The organism is Parvularcula dongshanensis (assembly GCF_014199615.1).
GTDB classification, from domain to species: domain Bacteria; phylum Pseudomonadota; class Alphaproteobacteria; order Caulobacterales; family Parvularculaceae; genus Parvularcula; species Parvularcula dongshanensis.
This window is the reverse complement of sequence record NZ_JACHOB010000001.1, coordinates 91,644-109,802: the sequence shown is the minus strand read 5'-3', so window position 1 is coordinate 109,802 and position 18,159 is coordinate 91,644. Positions and strand designations below refer to the sequence as shown.

Sequence of the window (18,159 nt, the reverse complement as noted above, 5' to 3'; positions counted from 1 at the left end):
CCCAATGCAGATCCGCGACGCCCTGACCTTCGACGACGTCCTCCTCGAGCCCGGCCCCTCCGACGTCATGCCCTCTCAGGTCGACGTGACCGCGCAGCTGACGCGCGGAATCCGGCTCGGCATCCCGATCCTGTCCGCCGCGATGGACACGGTGACCGAGGCCGAGATGGCGATCGGGATGGCGCAGAACGGCGGCATCGGCGTTCTGCACCGGAACCTCACCGTCGAGGAGCAGGCCGAGCACGTCCGCCGCGTCAAGCGCTACGAAAGCGGCATGGTCGTGAACCCCTACACGCTGACCCCGGACCAGACCTTGGGCGAGGCGAGGGCGATCATGCAGGCGCGCAACATCTCCGGCTTCCCCGTCGTCGAAGGCCCGGACGAAGCGGGCGTCGGCCGCCTCGTCGGCGTGCTGACCAACCGCGACATGCGCTTCGAGAGCGACATGGGGCGTCCGGTCCGTGACCTGATGACCAAGGACGACCTCGCCGTCGTGCCGGTTGGATCGAGCCAGGACGAGGCGAGGGCGCTGATCCACTCTCGGCGCATCGAACGGGTGATCGTCGTCGACGAGGACTACCGCTGCGTCGGCCTCATCACGGTCAAGGACATGGACAAGTCCGAACGCTATCCCCTCGCGGTCAAGGACGATCAGGGGCGCCTTCGCGTCGCCGCAGCCTCGACGGTGGGCGATGCGGGCTACGAACGGGTCGAGGCGTTGATCGACGCAGGCGTCGACGTGGTCGTGATCGACACCGCACACGGACACTCTTCCAAGGTCTCGGAGCAGGTCGCGCGCATCAAGCGGGCCTCGAACGAGACGCAGGTGATCGCGGGGAACGTCGCCACCTACGAAGCGGCGAAGGCGCTCGCGGGGGCGGGCGCCGATGCGATCAAGGTCGGCATCGGCCCGGGCTCGATCTGCACTACGCGCATCGTCGCAGGCGTCGGCGTGCCGCAGCTGACGGCCGTCATGGACGCCGCGCGGGCAGGGCGCGAGGATAATGTCCCCGTCATCGCCGATGGCGGCATCAAGTACTCGGGCGACATGGCCAAGGCTCTGGCCGCGGGCGCCTCGGTCTGCATGATCGGCAGCCTTCTTGCGGGTACGGACGAAGCGCCCGGCGAGGTGTTCCTCTACCAGGGTCGTTCGTACAAATCCTATCGGGGCATGGGCTCGATCACTGCGATGTCGCGCGGCTCTGCCGACCGCTACTTCCAGGCAGACGTGAAGGAACAGATGAAGCTCGTGCCCGAAGGGATCGAGGGCCGCGTGCCCTACAAGGGACCGATCGCGCCCATCCTTCACCAGCTCGTCGGCGGCGTGCGGGCCTCCATGGGCTATGTCGGCGCGCGGACGCTTCAGGACATGCAGGAGCGGGCGCGCTTCGTGAAGATCACCAATGCGGGCCTTCGCGAGAGTCACGTCCACGACGTCTCGATCACCCGGGAAGCGCCGAACTATCCGAGCCCCAACTGAGCGGGAAGCGGGAACCTCGTCGCGGTTCCACACGTTACTGCATATTAACCATCGTGCCATTGCGGAACGAGGGTCAACTGTGACGAGAATGCCATGATGCCGCGTTCCGCGGCGTACAACAGGGCATTCGAATGAAGTCTCTCCTGACCTGCGCGGCCGTCGCCGCGCTTCTCTGCGGCATGACCGGTGCCACCGCTGCGCCGAAGCGCGTGACCAAGACCGAGCTGAAAAGCGACGAGGTCCTGGGCTACAGGATCCAGAACGACGAGTGCGTTCCGACCTGTGACACGGCGAAGAACAAGATCCGCAAGGCTATCGCCGCGCGGGCTGCCGCGAGCGCTCAGGACGAAGAGGGCGCCAACGCCCCGCGTGCGGACTTCTCTGCCGATTCGGTCCGCTTCCAGGGCTCGGGCCGGGCGATCCGGCGTACCCGCACGGCGCCGCAGGTGATCTACCTGAAGTTCGATAATACGGGCTCGCCTATCTACCCAGTGGACGTGCTCGATTACGAAACCGGCGAGTTCCTCTACCAACTCTACCTCGACGACTACGTCTTCACGCCGCAAGACCGCGCCGCGATCCGCGACCGTGTCGCCGCGGACTACGCGCCGTTCGACATCGAGATCGTCACGACGCCGCCCGCGAGCGGTCCTTACGCGACGATCGACTACACGTTGAACGACTACTTCTCCGACGGGACCAGGCCGGGCGGGACCAACATCACGCTCTACGAGACCGACAGTGGGTCTTACGCGTTCAACATCCTGTTCGGCCAAGCGCAGGGCATCGACTTCGGCAACGACGACTACGCGACGGGCGCCTTCTCCGACGTCAACTTCTGGAACCTGCTCTACAACGCCTTCTCGCCGGGGACGTTCGGCGCTCTGTCGGGCCTTTCTCCCGACGAGGCCGGCTACGCGACGGCGATCCGCAACCAGGCGGCCAATACGGGCGCGCACGAGGTCGGCCACGCGGTCGGCCTTCGCCACCACGACAGCTTCGGTGCACCGGATGACGGCCTGCCGAGCACGGGCGTGCCCGCCCCCGGCACCTTCATCCCCGTCTATGAAGGGCCGCAGGACGGCGACGAGGCGATCCTGCACCTGATGGCGTCCGGCGCCAGCGTCGGACTGCCGCTGGCGGGTTCGGCCAACCAGAACCGCTTCTTCTCCGAGCGGTCCGCGCTGAAGCTTCTGCTCGCCGAGGATGCGCGCATCGCCGACGAAGCGGCGCTCGCCGACGACAAACGGGCAGGGGCCAAACGCCTCGACCTCAAGCGGACCATGGTTCCCAACACCATCGTCGAGGGCAAGAACGCCGGCGGCAAGTACGTGGCCATGGACACCGCGTGGGTCCAAGGCTCGCTCGACGGCATCGGCGACTCCGACGAGTTCGTCTTCACCGCGAAGCGCTCGATGTTCATCAACGCCGAGCTGATCAGCTTCTCCGACACCTTCATCGAGAACCCGGTCATCGCCTATCTCAACCTCTACAAGGTCGAGCGGAACGGGTCCCGGACGCTGGTCTCGCAGAACGCGCAGACCTTCGAGCCTTACGACCCGCTGCTGGTCGACATCGAGGTGCCGTCCTACGGCCAGTACGTGCTCGAGGTGCTGCCGCAGCCGGTCGCTTACGTGCCGAACGGCGACGGGACCTTCTTCCCGATCCCGCTCGACACACCTGAAAACCGGACGCTGCTGCAGGGCGACTACGACCTGATCGTCTATCAGGTGGACCGCCCGATCGGGAACGCGCCCTTCGTCGACGCGCAGTAAGTTCGCCGATCGAGGGCGGCCTCGCCGCCTTCGCGACCTACACTCCCTCGGTGCAAGCCGAGGGAGTTTTTTTATGACCACGCTAGACGGCCGCGCCATCCTCGTTACCGGCGGCAGCTCCGGCATCGGCGAGGGGGTCGCCCTGCGTCTTGGCAGGGCGGGCGCCCGGGTCGGCGTCGGCTACCATTCCGGCGAGGAACGGGCACAGGACGTCGTCAGGCGCATCGAAGAGGCGGGGGGGCGGGCGATCGCCGTGGGCGGGGACGTCTCCGACGAAGCCGACGTCGAGCGCACCTTCGGCCGGTTCCTCGACGCCTACGGACGGATCGACGGCGTCGTCATCAACGCAGGGCTGCAGGCCGACGCGGACCTGACCGAGATGTCGCTCGAACAATGGCGCAAGGTCATGAAGGTGGACCTCGACGGCGCCTTTCTGTGCGCTCGCGCGGCGCTCAGGCACATGAAGGACCAAGAGCCTTCGGGCGGCATTCGGGCCAAAGGCGCCCTCGTCTTCGTCTCCTCCGTGCACCAGTTCATTCCCTGGGCAGGGCACACGAACTACGCGGCGGCCAAGGGCGGGGTGCAGATGTTCATGCAGTCCGTCGCGCAGGAAGTCGCGGCGCAGGGCGTCCGCGTCAACGCGGTCGCGCCGGGCGCCATCGCCACCGCCATCAACGAGGATGTCTGGTCCGACGAAGACAAACGGCGCGAGCTTCTGAAGCTGATCCCCTATGGCAGGCTCGGCGAGCCGGAGGACGTCGCGCATGCCGTCGCGTGGCTCATGTCGGACGAAGCGGACTACGTCACCGGCGTCACCCTCACGATCGACGGGGGGATGAGCCTGTATCCGGGCTTCATCGGCAATGGCTGACTTGCGCTGCGCCTCGAGGCGCGGCAACGCAGCCCCTTTCGTTGAGGAGGACGGATGCGCGACGGCGGACGAATCGCAGCGGCCAAGGCCGTTCTCGACGACTTTTGGTCGCGCAGGGTGCCGCTCAAGGTCGCGCTCGCCGACTGGGGGCGGGGCGCGCGCTATGCGGGCTCGAAGGATCGCGCCTTCGTCTCGGGACTGTGCCTCGACGCGCTGCGGCGCTGGCGCTCGCTGCGCGGCGAGGAAAGCGTCAGGATCGCGCTGCGACTGACGCTCGAGGTCGAGTGGGGCTGGACCGCCGAACGCGTCGCGGCTGCCTTTGGGGACGCGCCGCACGGCCCCGGGGCGCTGGAAGATGACGAGCAGGCAGCGGTGCCTTTGGGTATGCCGGACGTGCCGGCGTGGTGCCTGCCCCTCCTGGAGCGGGCAGGGAACGCTGCCGCCGAAGTCGCTGCGCTCTCCGCCCGTGCGCCCGTCGACCTCCGCGTCAACACCCTCAAGGCGACGTCCGAGCAGGCGGCCAAGGCCTGCGCCACGATCGGTGCGCAGCCGGCGCCGATCGTGGCCGCAGCGCTGCGCGTGCCCGCGCCGCCCGCCGCCGAGCGGGCGCCCGCAGTGACCGTCATCCCCGCCTATGGGCGAGGCTGGGTCGAGGTGCAGGACGAGGGCAGCCAGATCGCCGGGCTCTGCGCGGGCCAGGTCGCCGGTGCGCAAGTTCTCGACCTCTGCGCGGGCGGCGGCGGCAAGACGCTCGAGCTCGCGGCGCTGATGGAGAACAAGGGGCAGATCTTCGCCTACGACGCCGACCCTCGCCGCCTCGCGCCGATCCACGAGCGACTGCGCCGGGCGGGCGTACGGAACGTTCAGGTTCGCAGCCCCGCGGCGGGGGAGGGGCTGGACGACCTGGAAGGCAGGATGGACCTCGTCCTCGTCGACGCGCCTTGTTCGGGCTCGGGCACTTGGCGCCGCCGACCGGACACCAAGTGGCGCCTGACCGAAGCGCAGCTCGCCGAGCGGATCGCCGAGCAGGATCAGGTGCTCGCTCAAGCGGCTCACTACGTTAAGCCCGGCGGCGTGCTCCTCTACGTGACCTGTTCGGTCTTCCGCGAAGAGAACGACGACCGCATCGATGCCTTCCTCGCAGGATACCCGGCGTTCGAGCGTGAGAGCGCGGCGGCCGCGATCCCGGCGGACAAGCTCACCGCGGCAGGGCGGCAGCGCTTGTCCCAGCTTGAGAGCGACGGCGCCCTTCGGCTTTCTCCCGCCAATAGCGGAACGGACGGTTTCACGATCACCCGGTTGCGCCGGGCACCGTAAGGGCCGGCAAGAAGCCTAGGCCTCTGTCCGGTCCGCCGGTCCGTAGCGCTGCATGGACCGGGCGCGCGGCGCCCGGTAGCGTCCGCGAGCCTGGAATGAGGAGATCACCCTGGTGAGAAGAAGCACTCGTCGCATCGCAACGCTGTTCGCCGTGGCGACGGTCCTGGGGTCCGCTGCCGACGCGCAGTCGCCGGCTCCGCTCACTGCGGAAGAGGACCACCGGCGCCTTCTCGACCTTCTCGGCATCGATGAGCTGCGGCCGGGGCGCGACGGCATGAACCCAGAGGCCGCGAACGCTGCGAACTACGACGAGGCGGCGTCGAATCCCTACCCGGATCTGCCGGACCCGCTCCTTATGGAGGACGGCGCGCCGGTGGTCGACGCGGAGGACTGGCCCGCGCGGCGGGCCGAGTTGCTCGACCTCTTCAGCCGAGAGATCTACGGCTACGTGCCGGAAGAAACGCCCGCGGTGACCTGGTCCGTGACCGAGGAGCGCGAGGCCGAGGTCGCGGGCGTCCCCGCGATCGTGCGCGACTATGTCGGCCACGTCGACAACAGCGCCTATCCCGCGGTGGCCGTCGACATGGAGATGACGGTCACCACCCCCGCCGAAGTGAAGGGACCGGTCCCGGCGGTCCTGAGCTTCGTCTTCCGCTTTCCTGCCGGCTTCGAGCCGCCCGCCGGCTGGGAGCCGCCTTCGCCCTCTGCGACCGAGCGCGTGCTTTCACGCGGCTGGGCCCATATAGAGTTCGTGCCGACGACGGTTCAGGCCGACGACGGCGCGGGCCTGGCCGAAGGGATCATCGGCCTGACCAATAAGGGTCGACCGCGCGACGCGGACGATTGGGGCGCTCTGCGCGCCTGGGCCTGGGGCGCGAGCCGGGTCCTCGATCACCTGGAGGACATGTCCGAGATCGACGGTGAGCGGGTCGCCGTCGAGGGGCTGTCGCGCTACGGCAAGGCGGTGCTGGTCACCATGGCCTATGACGAGCGCTTCGCGGCCGGCTTCTCGGGCTCGTCCGGCGAAGGAGGCGGATCGCTCTACCGCCGCGACAACGGCGAGGTCGTCGAGAACATCGCCTCGTCCGGCGAGTATCACTGGATGGCCGGAAACTTCCTGAAGTATGCCGGCCCCCTCGGCTGGGACGACCTGCCGATCGACGCGCACGAGCTGATCGCCCTGTCCGCGCCCCGGCCCCTCTTCATGGGAACGGGCACGGCGGAGGAGGGCGACGCCTGGGTCGATCCGGTCGGCATCTTCATGGCGACCGAGGCCGCCTCGCCCGTCTACGAGCTTCTAGGCGAGAAAGGGTTGCCGGACGTGGAGTTTCCAGGCCCGGGGGTCGGCCTCACGGACGGTACGCTTGCCTTCCGCCAGCACCGGGACGGCCACTCGAACCACCTGAACTGGCCGTACTTCCTCGATTTCGCCGCGCGCGAGCTCGGTGCGAAGGCGGAGGGCGGCGCCAGCGGGCGGTAAAAAAGGGCGCCCGAAGGCGCCCCCATACTTCGTCGATGACAGCGCGCTTACGCGGCGTCGCGGTTGGCTTCGATCACCTGCGCCGTGGACGGCTTCGCGTTGATCTCGATCTTGCGCGGCTTCTTCGCCTCGGGGACCTCGCGGGTCAGCTCGACGTTCAGAAGGCCGTTGGCGAGGTTCGCGCCGGTGACGCGGACGTGCTCGGCCAGCTGGAAACGGCGCTCGAAGCTACGCCCGGCGATGCCCTGATGCAGGAACTTGCGCTCGGTCTCGTCGTCGGCATGGCTGCCGGAGATCCGAAGGGCGCGGTCGTTCACCTCGATCTCGATCTCGTCCTCGGCGAAGCCGGCGACCGCAAGCGTGATGCGGTAGGCATCTTCGCCCAGAAGCTCGACGTTGAAGGGCGGGTAGCCCGCGTCGGACTTGGTCGCGCCGTCGAGGAGGTCGTTGAAGAGGCGGTCGAACCCGATGGTCGAACGCAGGAGGGGGGTCATGTCGTAGGTACGCATAGGTCTCGTTCTCCTAAGTCTAGCGAGTACGTTCCGGACCCTTGATCGCCCCTGACGGCGGCGAGGCGGCTCCGGACCGGCGCCACAGGGCCGCCGGCCTCCAGGAGTTGGGAACTCGACGGCGTCGTTTCAAGATCGAGGCAGAAGGCTGGGTCGCCCTGCAACGCAGAGTGGGAAGGCCGGACGGAGCGCGCTAACTCGCGGAGCGAAGAGCCAGCTCGAAGGAGCCGACCATGCGTAAGACCCTTGCCCTCTTAGCCCTCGTGCCCCTCCTCGGCGCCTGCGGCGAGCCGGGCGCTTCCCAGGAAATGCAAGAAGGCGACGGTCAGGCGAACGCGCCCGGCACGGAGGCCCCCGATCAGCCGACCGAGCGGGGCGACATGGCGCCCGACGAGTCCGGCACGGTCTACACGCCCGGCATCAATCCCGAGGGCTCGCCCAACCCCAACGCGCCGATCGGAACGGATCCCCAGCCCCAGCCGGACGAGCCGGAGGGCGACGGTGAGATGGACATCGAGGCGATCCTCGAGGGCGACTGGCGCACGGACGAGGAGCGGGCCCGCGACCAGTACCGTCACCCTGCCGAGACGCTGGCGTTCTTCGGCCTCGAGCCCGACATGACGGTCGTCGAGGTCTGGCCGGGCGGCGGGTGGTACACCAAGGTCATCGCCCCCTACCTCGCAGAGGGCGGCGGCACCTACTACGCCGCCGGGTTCGATCCGGAGGCGGACAGCCAGTACATGAAGGACGGCCTCCAGCGCTTCCGTGAAACCTTCGTCGAAGACGAGGACACCTATGGCGACGTCAACATGTCCGTCCTGGCCGCGGACAAGATCGACGTCGCCCCCGCCGGGTCGGCGGACATGGTCCTGACCTTCCGCAACGTGCACAACTGGGTCATGAACGGCTTCGCGGAGGACGCCTTCGCGGGCTTCTACGAAGCCTTGAAACCGGGCGGCGTACTCGGCGTCGTCGACCACCGCCTGCCGGAGGATGCGGACGATGCGATGGAGCGGTCGTCGGGGTATGTGAAGGTCTCCACTGTCCGCGACCTCGCCGAGAGCGCCGGCTTCGAGTACCTCGGCAGTTCCGAGGCGAACGCGAACCCGCAGGACGACGCGGACCACCCCTTCGGCGTCTGGACCTTGCCGCCGACCTCGCGCACGAGCGGCAGCGACGGCGCGGCGCCCGCGGACTTCGATCCCGAAGAGTACGCCGCCATCGGCGAGAGCGACCGCTTCACCTTGAAGTTCCAGAAGCCGCTCGCCGCCGACGGCGCCCTCATGGAGTAGCGCGTCATCGCGATGGGTCTGGACGAACTGATGGCGGCCGCGCGGACCTTCTTCTCGAAGGGGTTCGCGGGCGTCATTCGTGTCGAGGTGACGGACAGGTCGCAAAGCTTCTGGGTCGACGGCCGCGAGCGTGAGCCGCTCGTGCAGGCCGGCTCGCCGCCCGGCGTCGCGGGCGGCTTCTGCCTGTGGCGTGCGGAAGGCCTCACCTTGGAGCGCCTGTTCACCAATGAGCAGCGGCGGCTCGAAAGCGCGTTCATCTCGTCCCGCCTCAAGATCAGCGGCGACATGTCGGTGATGGCACGGCTCGAGGTCGGCAATGGCTGAGAGCGCGCCGCTGATCAGGATCGAAGAAGCGCCTCAGCCCGACGGCGCGCAGGCGGCCTACGTCGAGGCGGAGGACGGCGCGCGCCTGCGCGTCGTGCACTATCCCCTGCCGCGCGGCCGGAGGCGGCGGGGGGCGGTGCTCCTGATGCCCGGCTGGTCCGAGTTCGCCGAGAAGTACGCCGAGGTCGCAGGCGAGCTTCACGAAAGGGGCTTCGCCGTCCTCGTTTGCGATCCGAGGGGGCAGGGCTACAGCCAGCGCCTGCAAGACGGCGACATGCGCGGGCACGTCACGGACTTCCGCGTCTTCGTGTCGGACCTCACGGCCTGCTTCGAGGCGCTCAAGGCGAGAGAAGCCGGGCCTTACGTCCTCATGGCCCATAGCATGGGTGGCTTGATCGCGCTCGAATGGCTCGTGGAGGGGCAGGGGCAGGGCCTCGCGGGGGCGGCGCTCTCCGCGCCCTTCACCAACCTCTTCTCGGGGCGGCTGAAGACCGCGGCCACCAGGGCGATCCTGCGGGCCGGGATCGCGATCGGGAAGGGGCGGTCTTCCGTGCCCGGCGCACGCGAGCAGTCGGCCCGGTTCGAAGGCAACGTGCTGACGCAGGACGAACGCCGACACAGGCGCTTCCGCAAGCTTCTCGAGGCGGCGCCGGACGCCGCCGCCGGACCGCCGAAGTTCGACTGGCTCGCCGCGGCGCTCGCCGCGAACGAGCGGATCGCGGCGCCCGGAGCGCTCGACCGGTTGCCCTTCAAGGTCCTCCTAGTGTCCGCGTCGCGGGACGAGACGGTCGACGCCTCGCACCACCACGCGCTTGCCGCCGCTTATCCCGAGAAGATCAAGCTAGTGAGCGTCGAGGGCGCGAGGCACGAACTCCTCATGGAACTCGACCGTTACCGGGATCAGTTCTGGGCCGCGTTCGACGGTTACGTCGACGAGCGGCTGCCGATCGCGACGTCGGTGGACGCATCGTCTGCCCCGCGCACGTAGAGCCCGCCGGGCACTTCGGACGCCTGGCCTGCGAGAACGAGGTCCAGAAGAGCGTCCGCGACGTGGCTGGGCGGCGCTTCGGCCTCGCGGATCAGGTGGTCGCGGTGGACCGGCGTGTAGCCGAGGAGGTCGTGAAGGCGCGCGGCCAGCTTTCGGCGCGCCGCCTCGTCGGCCGGGGCGGAGGCAGGCGGCGTGTAGGCCGCCGGATCCTCCTGTATTCGGCTCGTCATGCCCTGCAAGCCCTCGATAATGTCGCTCGCGCTTTGCACGAGGGTGGCGCCCGAGCGGATCAGCTTGTTCGTCCCGTGCGCGCGCGGATCCAGCGGGGAGCCTGGAACGGCGAAGACTTCGCGTCCCTGCTCGGCGGCGAGGCGGGCGGTGATCAGCGTGCCCGACCGTTCGGCCGCCTCCACGACCACGACCCCGCGTGAGAGGCCCGATACGATGCGGTTGCGCTTCGGGAAGTCTCGGGCTCGCGCGACGAAGCCGAGCGGCATCTCCGATACGACGCAGCCGCGTTCGATGATCGCGGCCATCAGCCGGTCGTGCTCGGGCGGGTAGACCTTGTCGAGTCCGCCGGCGACGACGGCGACCGTGCCCGTCTCGATCGATGCTTCGTGCGCCGCGCCGTCAATCCCGCGCGCGAGCCCGGAGACGACCACGAACCCCTCGCGTCCGAGGTCGCGTGCCAGGTTCGCTGCCAAGCGCCGCCCCGCGAGGGAGGCGTTGCGGGCGCCGACGAGCGCGACGCCGTCGCCGCGGGCGAGCCGCGGATCGCCGCGCATTCCTATGACCGGGGGCGGGTCGGCGATCGCGCGCAGAGCGGCGGGATAGCCCGGTTCGCAGCTTGCCACGTAGCGGACACCGAGACGGGCGCCGCGCGTCATCTCCGCGTCGACCGATTGGCGATCGGCCAGGACGAATCCTCGATGTCCCGCCGCCCTTGCGGCCGCGTTCGTGCCCTCGAGGGCGGCTGCCGCGGAGCCGAAGCGGGCGAGCAGCTGCGAGAAGGTCTGAGGGCCGACACCGCGCGAGCGCGAGAGGCGCAGCCAATCTGCCCGCTGTTTGTCGCTCAGCTCCCGTAGGTCCATACCGCCCCGCCCATCCTCACAGCCCCGTCAAGCCAGGGACCGTACCGTGTTCGCAAGCGTTGGGTAGGCCTGAGCGAGCAGCGCGAGGCGATACGTGCGGACGGCAGAACGAAGCGCTCCGAGACAGACCGAAGCGCCTAGTAGCTGTGTGCCGCGCGTCGCGCCGAGGTCAGAGGGCGGCGGCGCCCGTCTCTCCGGTCCGGATGCGGACGACTTGTTCGACGGGCGTCACGAAGATCTTGCCGTCGCCGATGCGGCCCGACTGCGCCGCTTCGGTGATGGCGCGCAGCGTCTCGTCGACGACGCCGTCGTCGACGACGACCTCCAGCTTCAGCTTGGGAAGGAAGTCGACCACGTACTCGGCGCCACGGTAGAGCTCGGTGTGCCCCTTCTGACGGCCGAACCCACGTGCTTCGGACACCGTCATCCCCTTGAGGCCCAGGGCCTGGAGGGCTTCCTTCACGTCGTCGAGCTTGAAGGGTTTGATGATGGCTTCGATCTTCTTCATCGGTCTGTCCCCGGTGTGTGTTCCGAACCGCTTAATAGCAGATTCGGTAAGACTGGGGCAGAAAATCTCATATGACTAGTCCCAAAGAGCGATATCGCGCGACTTGTGTGCTTCTGCCAGAGAGCATGTCACGCCTCGACGCGCGGGCGGTGGCGGGGGGAACGTCGCAAACCTCTCTGATCGAGCGGGCCGCTCGGTCCTGCGTGCGGGTGATCCGCGGCCGCTACACCCGAAGGCCGGCGGCAGTCCTGTGCGGCCCCGGGAACAACGGCGCGGACGGTTGGGCGATCGCACGGCTCCTCCGCGCAGCGGACTGGCCGGTGACCGTCTACACGCTGACCCCGCAGAAGGATCTGACGGGGGCAGCGGGTCAGGTCGCGAAGGGATCGGGCCTCACGGCCGAGCCTCTGCGGGCGTTCCGGCCCGAAGCGGCGGGACTGGTCATCGATGCCCTGTTCGGCGCCGGCTTGTCGCGGCCGCTGGTGGGAGACGCGAGGGGAGCGCTGGATTCCTTGGCTGAGGCGGCCGTTCCGGTCGTCGCCATCGATCTGCCTTCCGGCGTGGACGGCGCGACCGGTTCTGTCCTCGGAACCGCCGCACGAGCCGAGGTGACCGTGACCTTTCACGCGCCGAAGCCGGGGCATCTCTTGTCACCCGGCCTCGGCCTACGAGGCGAACTCGTCGTCACGGACATCGGTCTGCCTCAAGATGCAGAACCGGACGCGCATTGGAACGGGCCCTGCCTGTGGACCCTGCCGGTACCCGAACGCGACACGCACAAGTACGCGCGCGGGGCGGTGCTGGTCTTCGGGGGGCCGCGCATCGCCGGGGGCGCCGCCCGTTTGAGCGCGCATGGTGCCGCCCGGATCGGGGCGGGGGCCGTCACGGTCGCCAGCCCGGAGGAGGCGCTCGACATCTACGCCGCGCATCTCGACGCGATCATGGTGAAGCCGGTTACGGACGCAGCGTCGGCCAAGCGGCTGATCGAGGCGTCGAAGGCGAAGGCGCTGGTGATCGGTCCCGGCGCCGGTCGGACCGACGCGACGCGAAGCCACGTCCTGGCGGCGTTGGAGACGCGCGTCCCCATCGTCGTCGATGCCGACGCGCTGACGGTGTTCGAAGACGATCCCGACACGCTCATGCAAGCGCTTCACGAGAAGGCCGTCCTGACGCCCCACATCGGCGAGTTCGGGCGCGTCTTCCCCGACATTCAGGGCGACAAGCTATCGATGACCGCGGCTGCCGCCGCGCGGGCGGGGACGACCGTGCTTCTCAAGGGAGCGGACACCGTCATCTCGACGCCCTCCCGAGTGCCCGTCATCAACACGAGCGGGACGCCCTGGCTCGCCACGGCAGGCGCCGGGGACGTGCTTACCGGCGCGATCGCCGGACTGATGGCGCAGGGACTGGGCGCTCACGATGCGGCCTGTGCGGGCGCATACCTCCATGGCTTGGCTGGGCAGCGCGGCGGCAGGGGCGTGACCGCAGACGATCTGCCGGGACTTCTTCGCGAGGCTGGCCGCGCGGTCGCGACGCGTTAGGCCGGGGCAGCGTCCAGGGCAGGAAAGAGCGTTCTTCTCAGCTTGGCTGCGACCGCCGCCGCACGACTTCGCCAAGTGCCTGCAGCACCGCGGAGGAGGGCTGGGGCTTCTTGCAGATGGGAACGTCAGGGTAGCGCTCCACCAGGTCGCGCCGCTGGCCGTGCCCGGTCTGGAAGACGAAGGGGATGCCGCGCGCGACCAGGTAGTCCGCGACGGGAAACACGTCCTGGCCGTTGAGGTTGATGTCGAGGATGGCGGCGTCGATCCGCTCAGCTCGCGTCGCCTCTTCCGCGCGGGCCAGCGTCGACGCCGGACCGATCACCTCCGCGCCGACGTTCTCGATCGCCAACTCCAGCTCCATCGCAACGAGCGCCTCGTCCTCGACGAGGAGAACGCGCTTGCCGCGCAGTGCTGTAAGGTCGGCTGGCTCATCGGCGCTCGAGCCGAAGGCGGGAAAGCCGGAATCGTTCGAAGCGAAGTAGGCGAGCGGGTTCACTACGCAGGCTCCTCCTGTTGCGCGCCTCTCGGTGCGGCCTCCGGACAGGGGAATACGAAGATCGTGTGCAGTCCGTAAAGGTCCGTCCGCTGTGTCAGTTCGCCATCGAGCTGCAAGGCGGAGGAGCGCATCAGCTTGGTCCCGAACCCGGCCCTCGAGCCCGGATCGACCGGCACCGGCCGGGCCCACCTCTCCGACCACTCCAGCCGCAGGACGGAAACGTCCGTCGCCTCCCACCGCCAGGAGACGGTCAGATCGCCGCCCTCGCGCGCCCACGCACCGTACTTCGCAGCGTTCGTGGCGAGTTCGTGAAGGATGAGACCCAGCGGCGTGACCATCCTCACCGGCACTTGCACCGCCGGTCCTTCGAGGTGCAGCTGCCGGTCGTAGGGGGCAACGATCGCCCGGACGATCTGCGCGAGGTCGACGAGCTCCCGGTCTTCCTCCTCGACGCTCAGCATGTGTGCGGCGGCGAGGGCGTCGATGCGGCCGAGAAGCTTCGTCTTCAGCGCGGCGACGTCCGTCTCGTCCCGTCCTGTCAGCGCGACGAGGCTTCGGATGATGGCGAAGAGGTTCTTCACCCGGTGCCGGAGCTCGGTATTGACGAGAAGAACGGCCTCTTCGGCCCTCAGACGATCCTCAATGTCGTTGATCGTGGTGATCACGCTGATGATCTCGTCGTTCTCGGCCCGCAGAGGCTTGGAGTTCACGAGCCAGCGGCGGCTCTCCGCGCCGCGGCGGTAGGTCATCGGCTCGTCCTCGATCGTCTCTCCGCGCCGCAGGGCCCTGACCGTCGGGTAGTCCTCCGTCGCGTAGGGCGTCCCGTCCCGATGGACCGCGCCGAGCACTTGGTACCGTCCGAGGTCGCCCACGAACTCCTCGACCCCAAGCAGACGGCGCGCCTCGCGGTTGATGATGGGCGGCAGGTCCAAAGGCTCTCTGGTGATGGAGATACCGATGGGCGCGGTCTCGATAATTGCCTCCAGGAAGGCGTGTTCCTCCCGCAGAGCCTTGTCCGCCCGCACCCGTTCGAGGATCTGCCACGTCCGCTCGGCCTTCTGCCGCGCGAGCTCGACGTCGCCGGCCAGCCATCGCCTCGCGGTGCGGCTGAGGACGAAGAGCGTCAGTACGAGCTGGCCGCTGCGCAGGAGCGGCGCGTCGAGGAGGGCGCGGACGTTCACCGCTTCGAAGGCGGCGTCGTGCCCCCTCGTGAGCGGATGCGTGCGCACGTCCTCGATCGCGACGGTCTCTCCGCGCTTCAACCGATCGATCAGGCTCGGCCCGAAATCGTTCAGGCGGTGGCGGCCGATCACGCTCGGAAAGTCCGGCCTGCGCCACTCGTGCCTCACCGTGTAGGTCTCACCGTCGGGGTCGATCTCGGCGAAGCCGACGCAGTCCGCGTCAAAGTACGCCCCCAGGAGTTCGTTCGTGCGTTCGATCACCGCCGCGGCGTCGTTGAGATCGCGAAGCCGCTCGGTCAGGTCGGCGCGAAGGCGCACGCGGCGCTCTTCCTTCACCTGGTCGGTGATCTCCTCGCAGGCGCAGAAGAAGCCGCCGACCTCTCCGGAGGCGTCCCGAACAGGCGTGTAGGAGAAGGAGAAGTGCGCTTCTTCGTCATGGCCGCGGCGGTGCATCACCAGCGTGATGTCCGCCATGCGGACGGGGCGGCCCGCATAGGCCTCCTCGACGATCGGAGAGAGATCTTCGCGGATCTCGCTCCATACCTCCAGTAAGTCCCGTCCCAACGCGGCCGGATGTTTGTCCGCCAGGATCTCCGCGTAGCTGTCGTTGTAAATTAAGGTGCGATCGGGCCCCCAGCACAGGAACATGGGCTGCGGCGACGCTGCGACGAGCTGAGCGAGGGTTTTGAGCGCGTCGGGCCACCGGTCGGGCGGACCCAATGGCGTTCCCCCCCAGTCGATGGCTTGGAGAAGCTTTACGGCTTGCGCATCGAAGAAGAGCCGTTGAGTCATACGGTCGGGCTCCGGGCCAAGGTCTCGGGTCTCTCGTCCTCGTTAGAGGAGCATGACCGGAGCGCAATAAGGAAGCCGACGCCAGCCTGGATGGACGTAACGACGCTGGACGGCGCAGGGGTCGTGTTGTAGCGCGTCGACCCGCGCGGATGTGGCGGAATTGGTAGACGCGCTGGATTTAGGTTCCAGTGCCGCAAGGCGTGGGAGTTCGAGTCTCCCCATCCGCACCACTTTCGGGAAGCCGCGCAGCGTTCCCGCATGCGCCCCCTTGAGACTGGCGCCCGCTTGCGGAATAAGCCGCCGACGTTTCACCCCACGCTATGAAGAAGGCGCGGTCACGCCGCGATCGCCATGCAAGTCACCCAGAAGAGCGCCGAGGGCCTGTCCCGCGAGTTCCACGTCTCGATCCCGCAGAGCGAGCTCGAACAGAAGCTCAACTCCAAGCTCGAGGAGATCAAGGGTCAGGTCCACCTCAAGGGCTTCCGCCCCGGCAAGGCGCCGGTGAGCTTCCTCAAGAAGATGTACGGCCGGAACCTGATGGGCGAGCTCATTCAGGAAGAGATGCAGGCCGCGCAGGAGAAGGCGTTCTCCGAGAACGAGGTCAAGCCGGCCATGGCGCCGCATCCGCACATTCATGACGGCCTGATCGACAAGGTCGTCGAAGGCAAAGCGGACCTCGAATACGACATCCACGTCGAGGTGCTGCCCGAGTTCGAGCCCGCCGACATGTCCGGCCTGAAGCTCGAGCGCATGGTCGCCGAGGTGCCCGAAGAGGAAGTCGAGGAGCAGCTTCAGGAGCTGGCCGAGAACAACCGCGAGTACGAAGAGACGGATCGCGCCGCTCAGGACAAGGACCGGGTGAAGATCGACTTCCTCGGCAAGCTCGACGGCGAGCCCTTCGAAGGCGGCAAGGGCGAGGACGTCGACCTCGTCCTCGGCTCCGGCTCCTTCATCCCCGGCTTCGAGGACGGCCTCGTCGGCCTCTCCAAGGGCGACGAGAAGACGATCGAGGTGACCTTCCCCGAGGAGTACGGCGCGGAGAACCTGGCCGGGAAGCCCGCGACCTTCGACGTCACCGTCAAGGCGGTCGAGGCGCCCAAAGAGGTCGAGATCAACGACGAGTTCGCCAAGCAGTTCGGCGTCGACGACCTCGACGCCCTGCGCGAGCGCGTGCGCGACCGGATCAAGGGCCGCTACGACAACCAGTCCCGCCTGCACCTCAAGCGGTCGCTGCTCGACGCGCTCGACGAGAAGCACGAGTTCGAGCTGCCGCCGAGCATGGTGAAGGCCGAGTTCGAGCAGATCTGGCGCCAGGTCGAAGGGGCCGAGCGCGACGAGGAGGACAAGGACAAGACCGAAGAGGAGCTGCGCGAGGAGTATCAGAAGATCGCCGAGCGCCGCGTCCGCCTGGGTCTCGTCCTCGCCGAGATCGGCCGGCAGGCCAACGTGCAGGTCCCGCAGGAGGACATGAACCGCGCGCTTCAGATGCAGGCCATGCAGTACGGCATGCCGGTTCAGCAACTCGCGCAGTTCTACCAGCAACAGCCCGAAATGCTGGCTCAGCTCCGTGCGCCGATCTTCGAGGACAAGGTCGTCGACCACATCATCGGCCAAGCTGAAGTCACCGAGAAGACGGTCAGCAAGGACGAACTGATGGAAGAACCGGGCGCGTAAGCGCTCGGCTCCCTCTCACCGACCGGGGCTATGCTGACGCTGCGCCGGTCGGGAGGATGGAGTTAAGATCGTGCTCCGCGGTGCTTGTGCGCGGGACGTACGATCGCTCTTCGGCTACCGGCTACCCGTCATGAGCGCGGGACCGTCGGCCTTGAGCATCGACGCCCTCAGTCCCGAGCGGTTGCATGGCGAGGACGGGGCTTCCTCACCGCAGGCAGGCGGCTCGCCCCTCAACCCTCTGTCCGGCGACGAGGGTCGCCCACGTAGAGAACGTGGCTGACGACGTTGTTGACGCCGTCGATCGTGGCGGCGTGGCTCGTCACGCGCTCGAGCTCGTTCGGTCCTTGCGCGACGCCGAGCAGGTAGACCGTCCCCTGGCTGACCACGATCTGATAGTTCGCGCGGTAGATGCCGTTGTCGGTCAGAAGGGCGGCGCCGAGCTTCTGATCAATGGCGGCGTCCGTCAGACCCTGCCGCATCGTCGTCTTCCGGCCGATCCGCAACTCGTCCAGCACCTCGCGGACGCCGCTGAGGTTGCGGGCCTTCGTCAGCAGGGCCTGGTGGTCGGCCTCGGTCGGAACGGTGCCGGTGAGAAGTAGGCGACCCTCGAAGACCGAGGCGTCGATGTCGCCGGTCTTGATGGTCCGATCGGTGAGAAGCTGCCGCTTCAGGTTCAGGTCCGTGGTGGCATCGCCGAAGCTGTCGCCGAGCGAGCGGTTCTGGACGCAGCCGGCGGTGAGGGAGAGCGCGGCGAGGGCGGCGAGCAAGGAAGCGAGACGCATGGAGCGGTCCTTTCGTGACGGGGCCGGATCGGCTCACTAGGGGAGGGGCGGAAGCGAG

Annotated in this window: 16 protein-coding genes and 1 tRNA gene; 11 read left to right on the top strand and 6 right to left on the bottom strand. The window is 68.2% G+C overall.

Translation table 11 applies throughout. The features are described 5' to 3' along the window. The first annotated feature begins 4 nt into the window (after positions 1-4). The 5 genes from guaB to GGQ59_RS00440 all read left to right on the top strand — a co-directional run bounded on the left by guaB (position 5) and on the right by GGQ59_RS00440 (position 6,923). Positions 5-1,480: an IMP dehydrogenase gene (gene guaB, locus GGQ59_RS00460; protein WP_183814813.1), complete on the top strand. Its 1,476-nt coding sequence runs from the start codon at positions 5-7 to the stop codon at positions 1,478-1,480. 131 nt (positions 1,481-1,611) lie between these two features. After that, complete coding sequence (locus GGQ59_RS00455; RefSeq protein WP_183814811.1) at positions 1,612-3,255, top strand: zinc metalloprotease; 1,644 nt, start codon at positions 1,612-1,614, stop codon at positions 3,253-3,255. Between the two features lie 73 nt (positions 3,256-3,328). After that, complete coding sequence (locus tag GGQ59_RS00450; protein WP_183814809.1) at positions 3,329-4,126, top strand: glucose 1-dehydrogenase; 798 nt, start codon at positions 3,329-3,331, stop codon at positions 4,124-4,126. A 54-nt stretch (positions 4,127-4,180) separates the two neighbouring features. After that, on the top strand, positions 4,181-5,443 hold the full coding sequence (locus tag GGQ59_RS00445) for an RsmB/NOP family class I SAM-dependent RNA methyltransferase (RefSeq protein WP_183814807.1): 1,263 nt from the start codon (positions 4,181-4,183) through the stop codon (positions 5,441-5,443). Between the two features lie 112 nt (positions 5,444-5,555). Then, positions 5,556-6,923 carry a glucuronyl esterase domain-containing protein gene (locus GGQ59_RS00440; protein WP_221400809.1) on the top strand — a complete coding sequence of 456 codons (1,368 nt, stop codon included), beginning with the start codon at positions 5,556-5,558 and terminating at the stop codon, positions 6,921-6,923. Between the two features lie 47 nt (positions 6,924-6,970). Here GGQ59_RS00440 and GGQ59_RS00435 read toward each other — a convergent pair whose 3' ends face one another. Further along, entirely contained in the window at positions 6,971-7,432 is a 462-nt protein-coding gene (locus GGQ59_RS00435; protein ID WP_183814805.1) for an Hsp20 family protein, read from the bottom strand. 233 nt (positions 7,433-7,665) lie between these two features. Here GGQ59_RS00435 and GGQ59_RS00430 point away from each other — a divergent pair, with 233 nt between their 5' ends. The 3 genes from GGQ59_RS00430 to GGQ59_RS00420 are packed head-to-tail and all read left to right on the top strand — an operon-like array spanning position 7,666 to position 10,036. After that, complete coding sequence (locus GGQ59_RS00430) at positions 7,666-8,724, top strand: class I SAM-dependent methyltransferase (protein WP_183814803.1); 1,059 nt, start codon at positions 7,666-7,668, stop codon at positions 8,722-8,724. Between the two features lie 12 nt (positions 8,725-8,736). Then, the gene (locus tag GGQ59_RS00425; RefSeq protein WP_183814801.1) at positions 8,737-9,048 is read left to right on the top strand and encodes an SCP2 sterol-binding domain-containing protein; all 312 of its coding nucleotides are present in this window, start codon (positions 8,737-8,739) and stop codon (positions 9,046-9,048) included. After that, a complete protein-coding gene (locus tag GGQ59_RS00420; protein ID WP_183814799.1) occupies positions 9,041-10,036 on the top strand; it encodes an alpha/beta hydrolase in 996 nt (331 codons plus the stop codon). The genes GGQ59_RS00425 and GGQ59_RS00420 overlap by 8 nt, the downstream gene beginning before the upstream one ends. Here the strand turns inward: GGQ59_RS00420 and dprA are convergent. Together dprA and GGQ59_RS00410 are read right to left on the bottom strand one after the other, a co-directional pair. Beyond that, positions 9,973-11,127 carry a DNA-processing protein DprA gene (gene dprA / locus GGQ59_RS00415; RefSeq protein WP_183814797.1) on the bottom strand — a complete coding sequence of 385 codons (1,155 nt, stop codon included), beginning with the start codon at positions 11,125-11,127 and terminating at the stop codon, positions 9,973-9,975. The two genes, GGQ59_RS00420 and dprA, sit on opposite strands and share 64 nt — an antisense overlap. Positions 11,128-11,296: 169 nt before the next feature. Then, entirely contained in the window at positions 11,297-11,635 is a 339-nt protein-coding gene (locus tag GGQ59_RS00410; RefSeq protein WP_183814795.1) for a P-II family nitrogen regulator, read from the bottom strand. A 125-nt stretch (positions 11,636-11,760) separates the two neighbouring features. Here GGQ59_RS00410 and GGQ59_RS00405 point away from each other — a divergent pair, with 125 nt between their 5' ends. Continuing rightward, positions 11,761-13,176 carry an NAD(P)H-hydrate dehydratase gene (locus GGQ59_RS00405; RefSeq protein WP_183814793.1) on the top strand — a complete coding sequence of 472 codons (1,416 nt, stop codon included), beginning with the start codon at positions 11,761-11,763 and terminating at the stop codon, positions 13,174-13,176. Positions 13,177-13,213: 37 nt separating this feature from the next. On the opposite strand, the gene GGQ59_RS00400 is transcribed toward GGQ59_RS00405, so the two are convergent. Next, positions 13,214-13,672 carry a response regulator gene (locus GGQ59_RS00400; RefSeq protein ID WP_221400808.1) on the bottom strand — a complete coding sequence of 153 codons (459 nt, stop codon included), beginning with the start codon at positions 13,670-13,672 and terminating at the stop codon, positions 13,214-13,216. Then, on the bottom strand, positions 13,672-15,645 hold the full coding sequence (locus GGQ59_RS00395; RefSeq protein ID WP_183814791.1) for an HWE histidine kinase domain-containing protein: 1,974 nt from the start codon (positions 15,643-15,645) through the stop codon (positions 13,672-13,674). Before GGQ59_RS00395 ends, GGQ59_RS00400 begins: the two co-directional genes overlap by 1 nt. A 145-nt stretch (positions 15,646-15,790) precedes the next feature. On the opposite strand from GGQ59_RS00395, the gene GGQ59_RS00390 reads away from it, so the two are divergent. After that, positions 15,791-15,875 (top strand) — tRNA-Leu (locus GGQ59_RS00390). Positions 15,876-15,996: 121 nt separating this feature from the next. Further along, positions 15,997-17,319 (top strand): trigger factor, encoded by a 1,323-nt coding sequence (tig, locus tag GGQ59_RS00385; protein ID WP_183814789.1) that lies wholly within the window; start codon positions 15,997-15,999, stop codon positions 17,317-17,319. Positions 17,320-17,549: 230 nt separating this feature from the next. Here tig and GGQ59_RS00380 read toward each other — a convergent pair whose 3' ends face one another. Then, positions 17,550-18,101: a BON domain-containing protein gene (locus GGQ59_RS00380; RefSeq protein WP_183814787.1), complete on the bottom strand. Its 552-nt coding sequence runs from the start codon at positions 18,099-18,101 to the stop codon at positions 17,550-17,552. Between the last annotated feature and the right edge of the window lie 58 nt (positions 18,102-18,159).

Bases quoted from the DNA above. Each gene is read 5' to 3' on its own strand.
- guaB (WP_183814813.1), top strand. From the start codon at position 5: ATGCAGATCCGCGACGCCCTGACCTTCGACGACGTCCTCCTCGAGCCC.
- GGQ59_RS00455 (WP_183814811.1), top strand. From the start codon at position 1,612: ATGAAGTCTCTCCTGACCTGCGCGGCCGTCGCCGCGCTTCTCTGCGGC.
- GGQ59_RS00450 (WP_183814809.1), top strand. From the start codon at position 3,329: ATGACCACGCTAGACGGCCGCGCCATCCTCGTTACCGGCGGCAGCTCC.
- GGQ59_RS00445 (WP_183814807.1), top strand. From the start codon at position 4,181: ATGCGCGACGGCGGACGAATCGCAGCGGCCAAGGCCGTTCTCGACGAC.
- GGQ59_RS00435 (WP_183814805.1), bottom strand. From the start codon at position 7,432: ATGCGTACCTACGACATGACCCCCCTCCTGCGTTCGACCATCGGGTTC.
- GGQ59_RS00430 (WP_183814803.1), top strand. From the start codon at position 7,666: ATGCGTAAGACCCTTGCCCTCTTAGCCCTCGTGCCCCTCCTCGGCGCC.
- GGQ59_RS00425 (WP_183814801.1), top strand. From the start codon at position 8,737: ATGGGTCTGGACGAACTGATGGCGGCCGCGCGGACCTTCTTCTCGAAG.
- GGQ59_RS00420 (WP_183814799.1), top strand. From the start codon at position 9,041: ATGGCTGAGAGCGCGCCGCTGATCAGGATCGAAGAAGCGCCTCAGCCC.
- dprA (WP_183814797.1), bottom strand. From the start codon at position 11,127: ATGGACCTACGGGAGCTGAGCGACAAACAGCGGGCAGATTGGCTGCGC.
- GGQ59_RS00410 (WP_183814795.1), bottom strand. From the start codon at position 11,635: ATGAAGAAGATCGAAGCCATCATCAAACCCTTCAAGCTCGACGACGTG.
- GGQ59_RS00405 (WP_183814793.1), top strand. From the start codon at position 11,761: ATGTCACGCCTCGACGCGCGGGCGGTGGCGGGGGGAACGTCGCAAACC.
- GGQ59_RS00395 (WP_183814791.1), bottom strand. From the start codon at position 15,645: ATGACTCAACGGCTCTTCTTCGATGCGCAAGCCGTAAAGCTTCTCCAA.
- tig (WP_183814789.1), top strand. From the start codon at position 15,997: ATGCAAGTCACCCAGAAGAGCGCCGAGGGCCTGTCCCGCGAGTTCCAC.
- GGQ59_RS00380 (WP_183814787.1), bottom strand. From the start codon at position 18,101: ATGCGTCTCGCTTCCTTGCTCGCCGCCCTCGCCGCGCTCTCCCTCACC.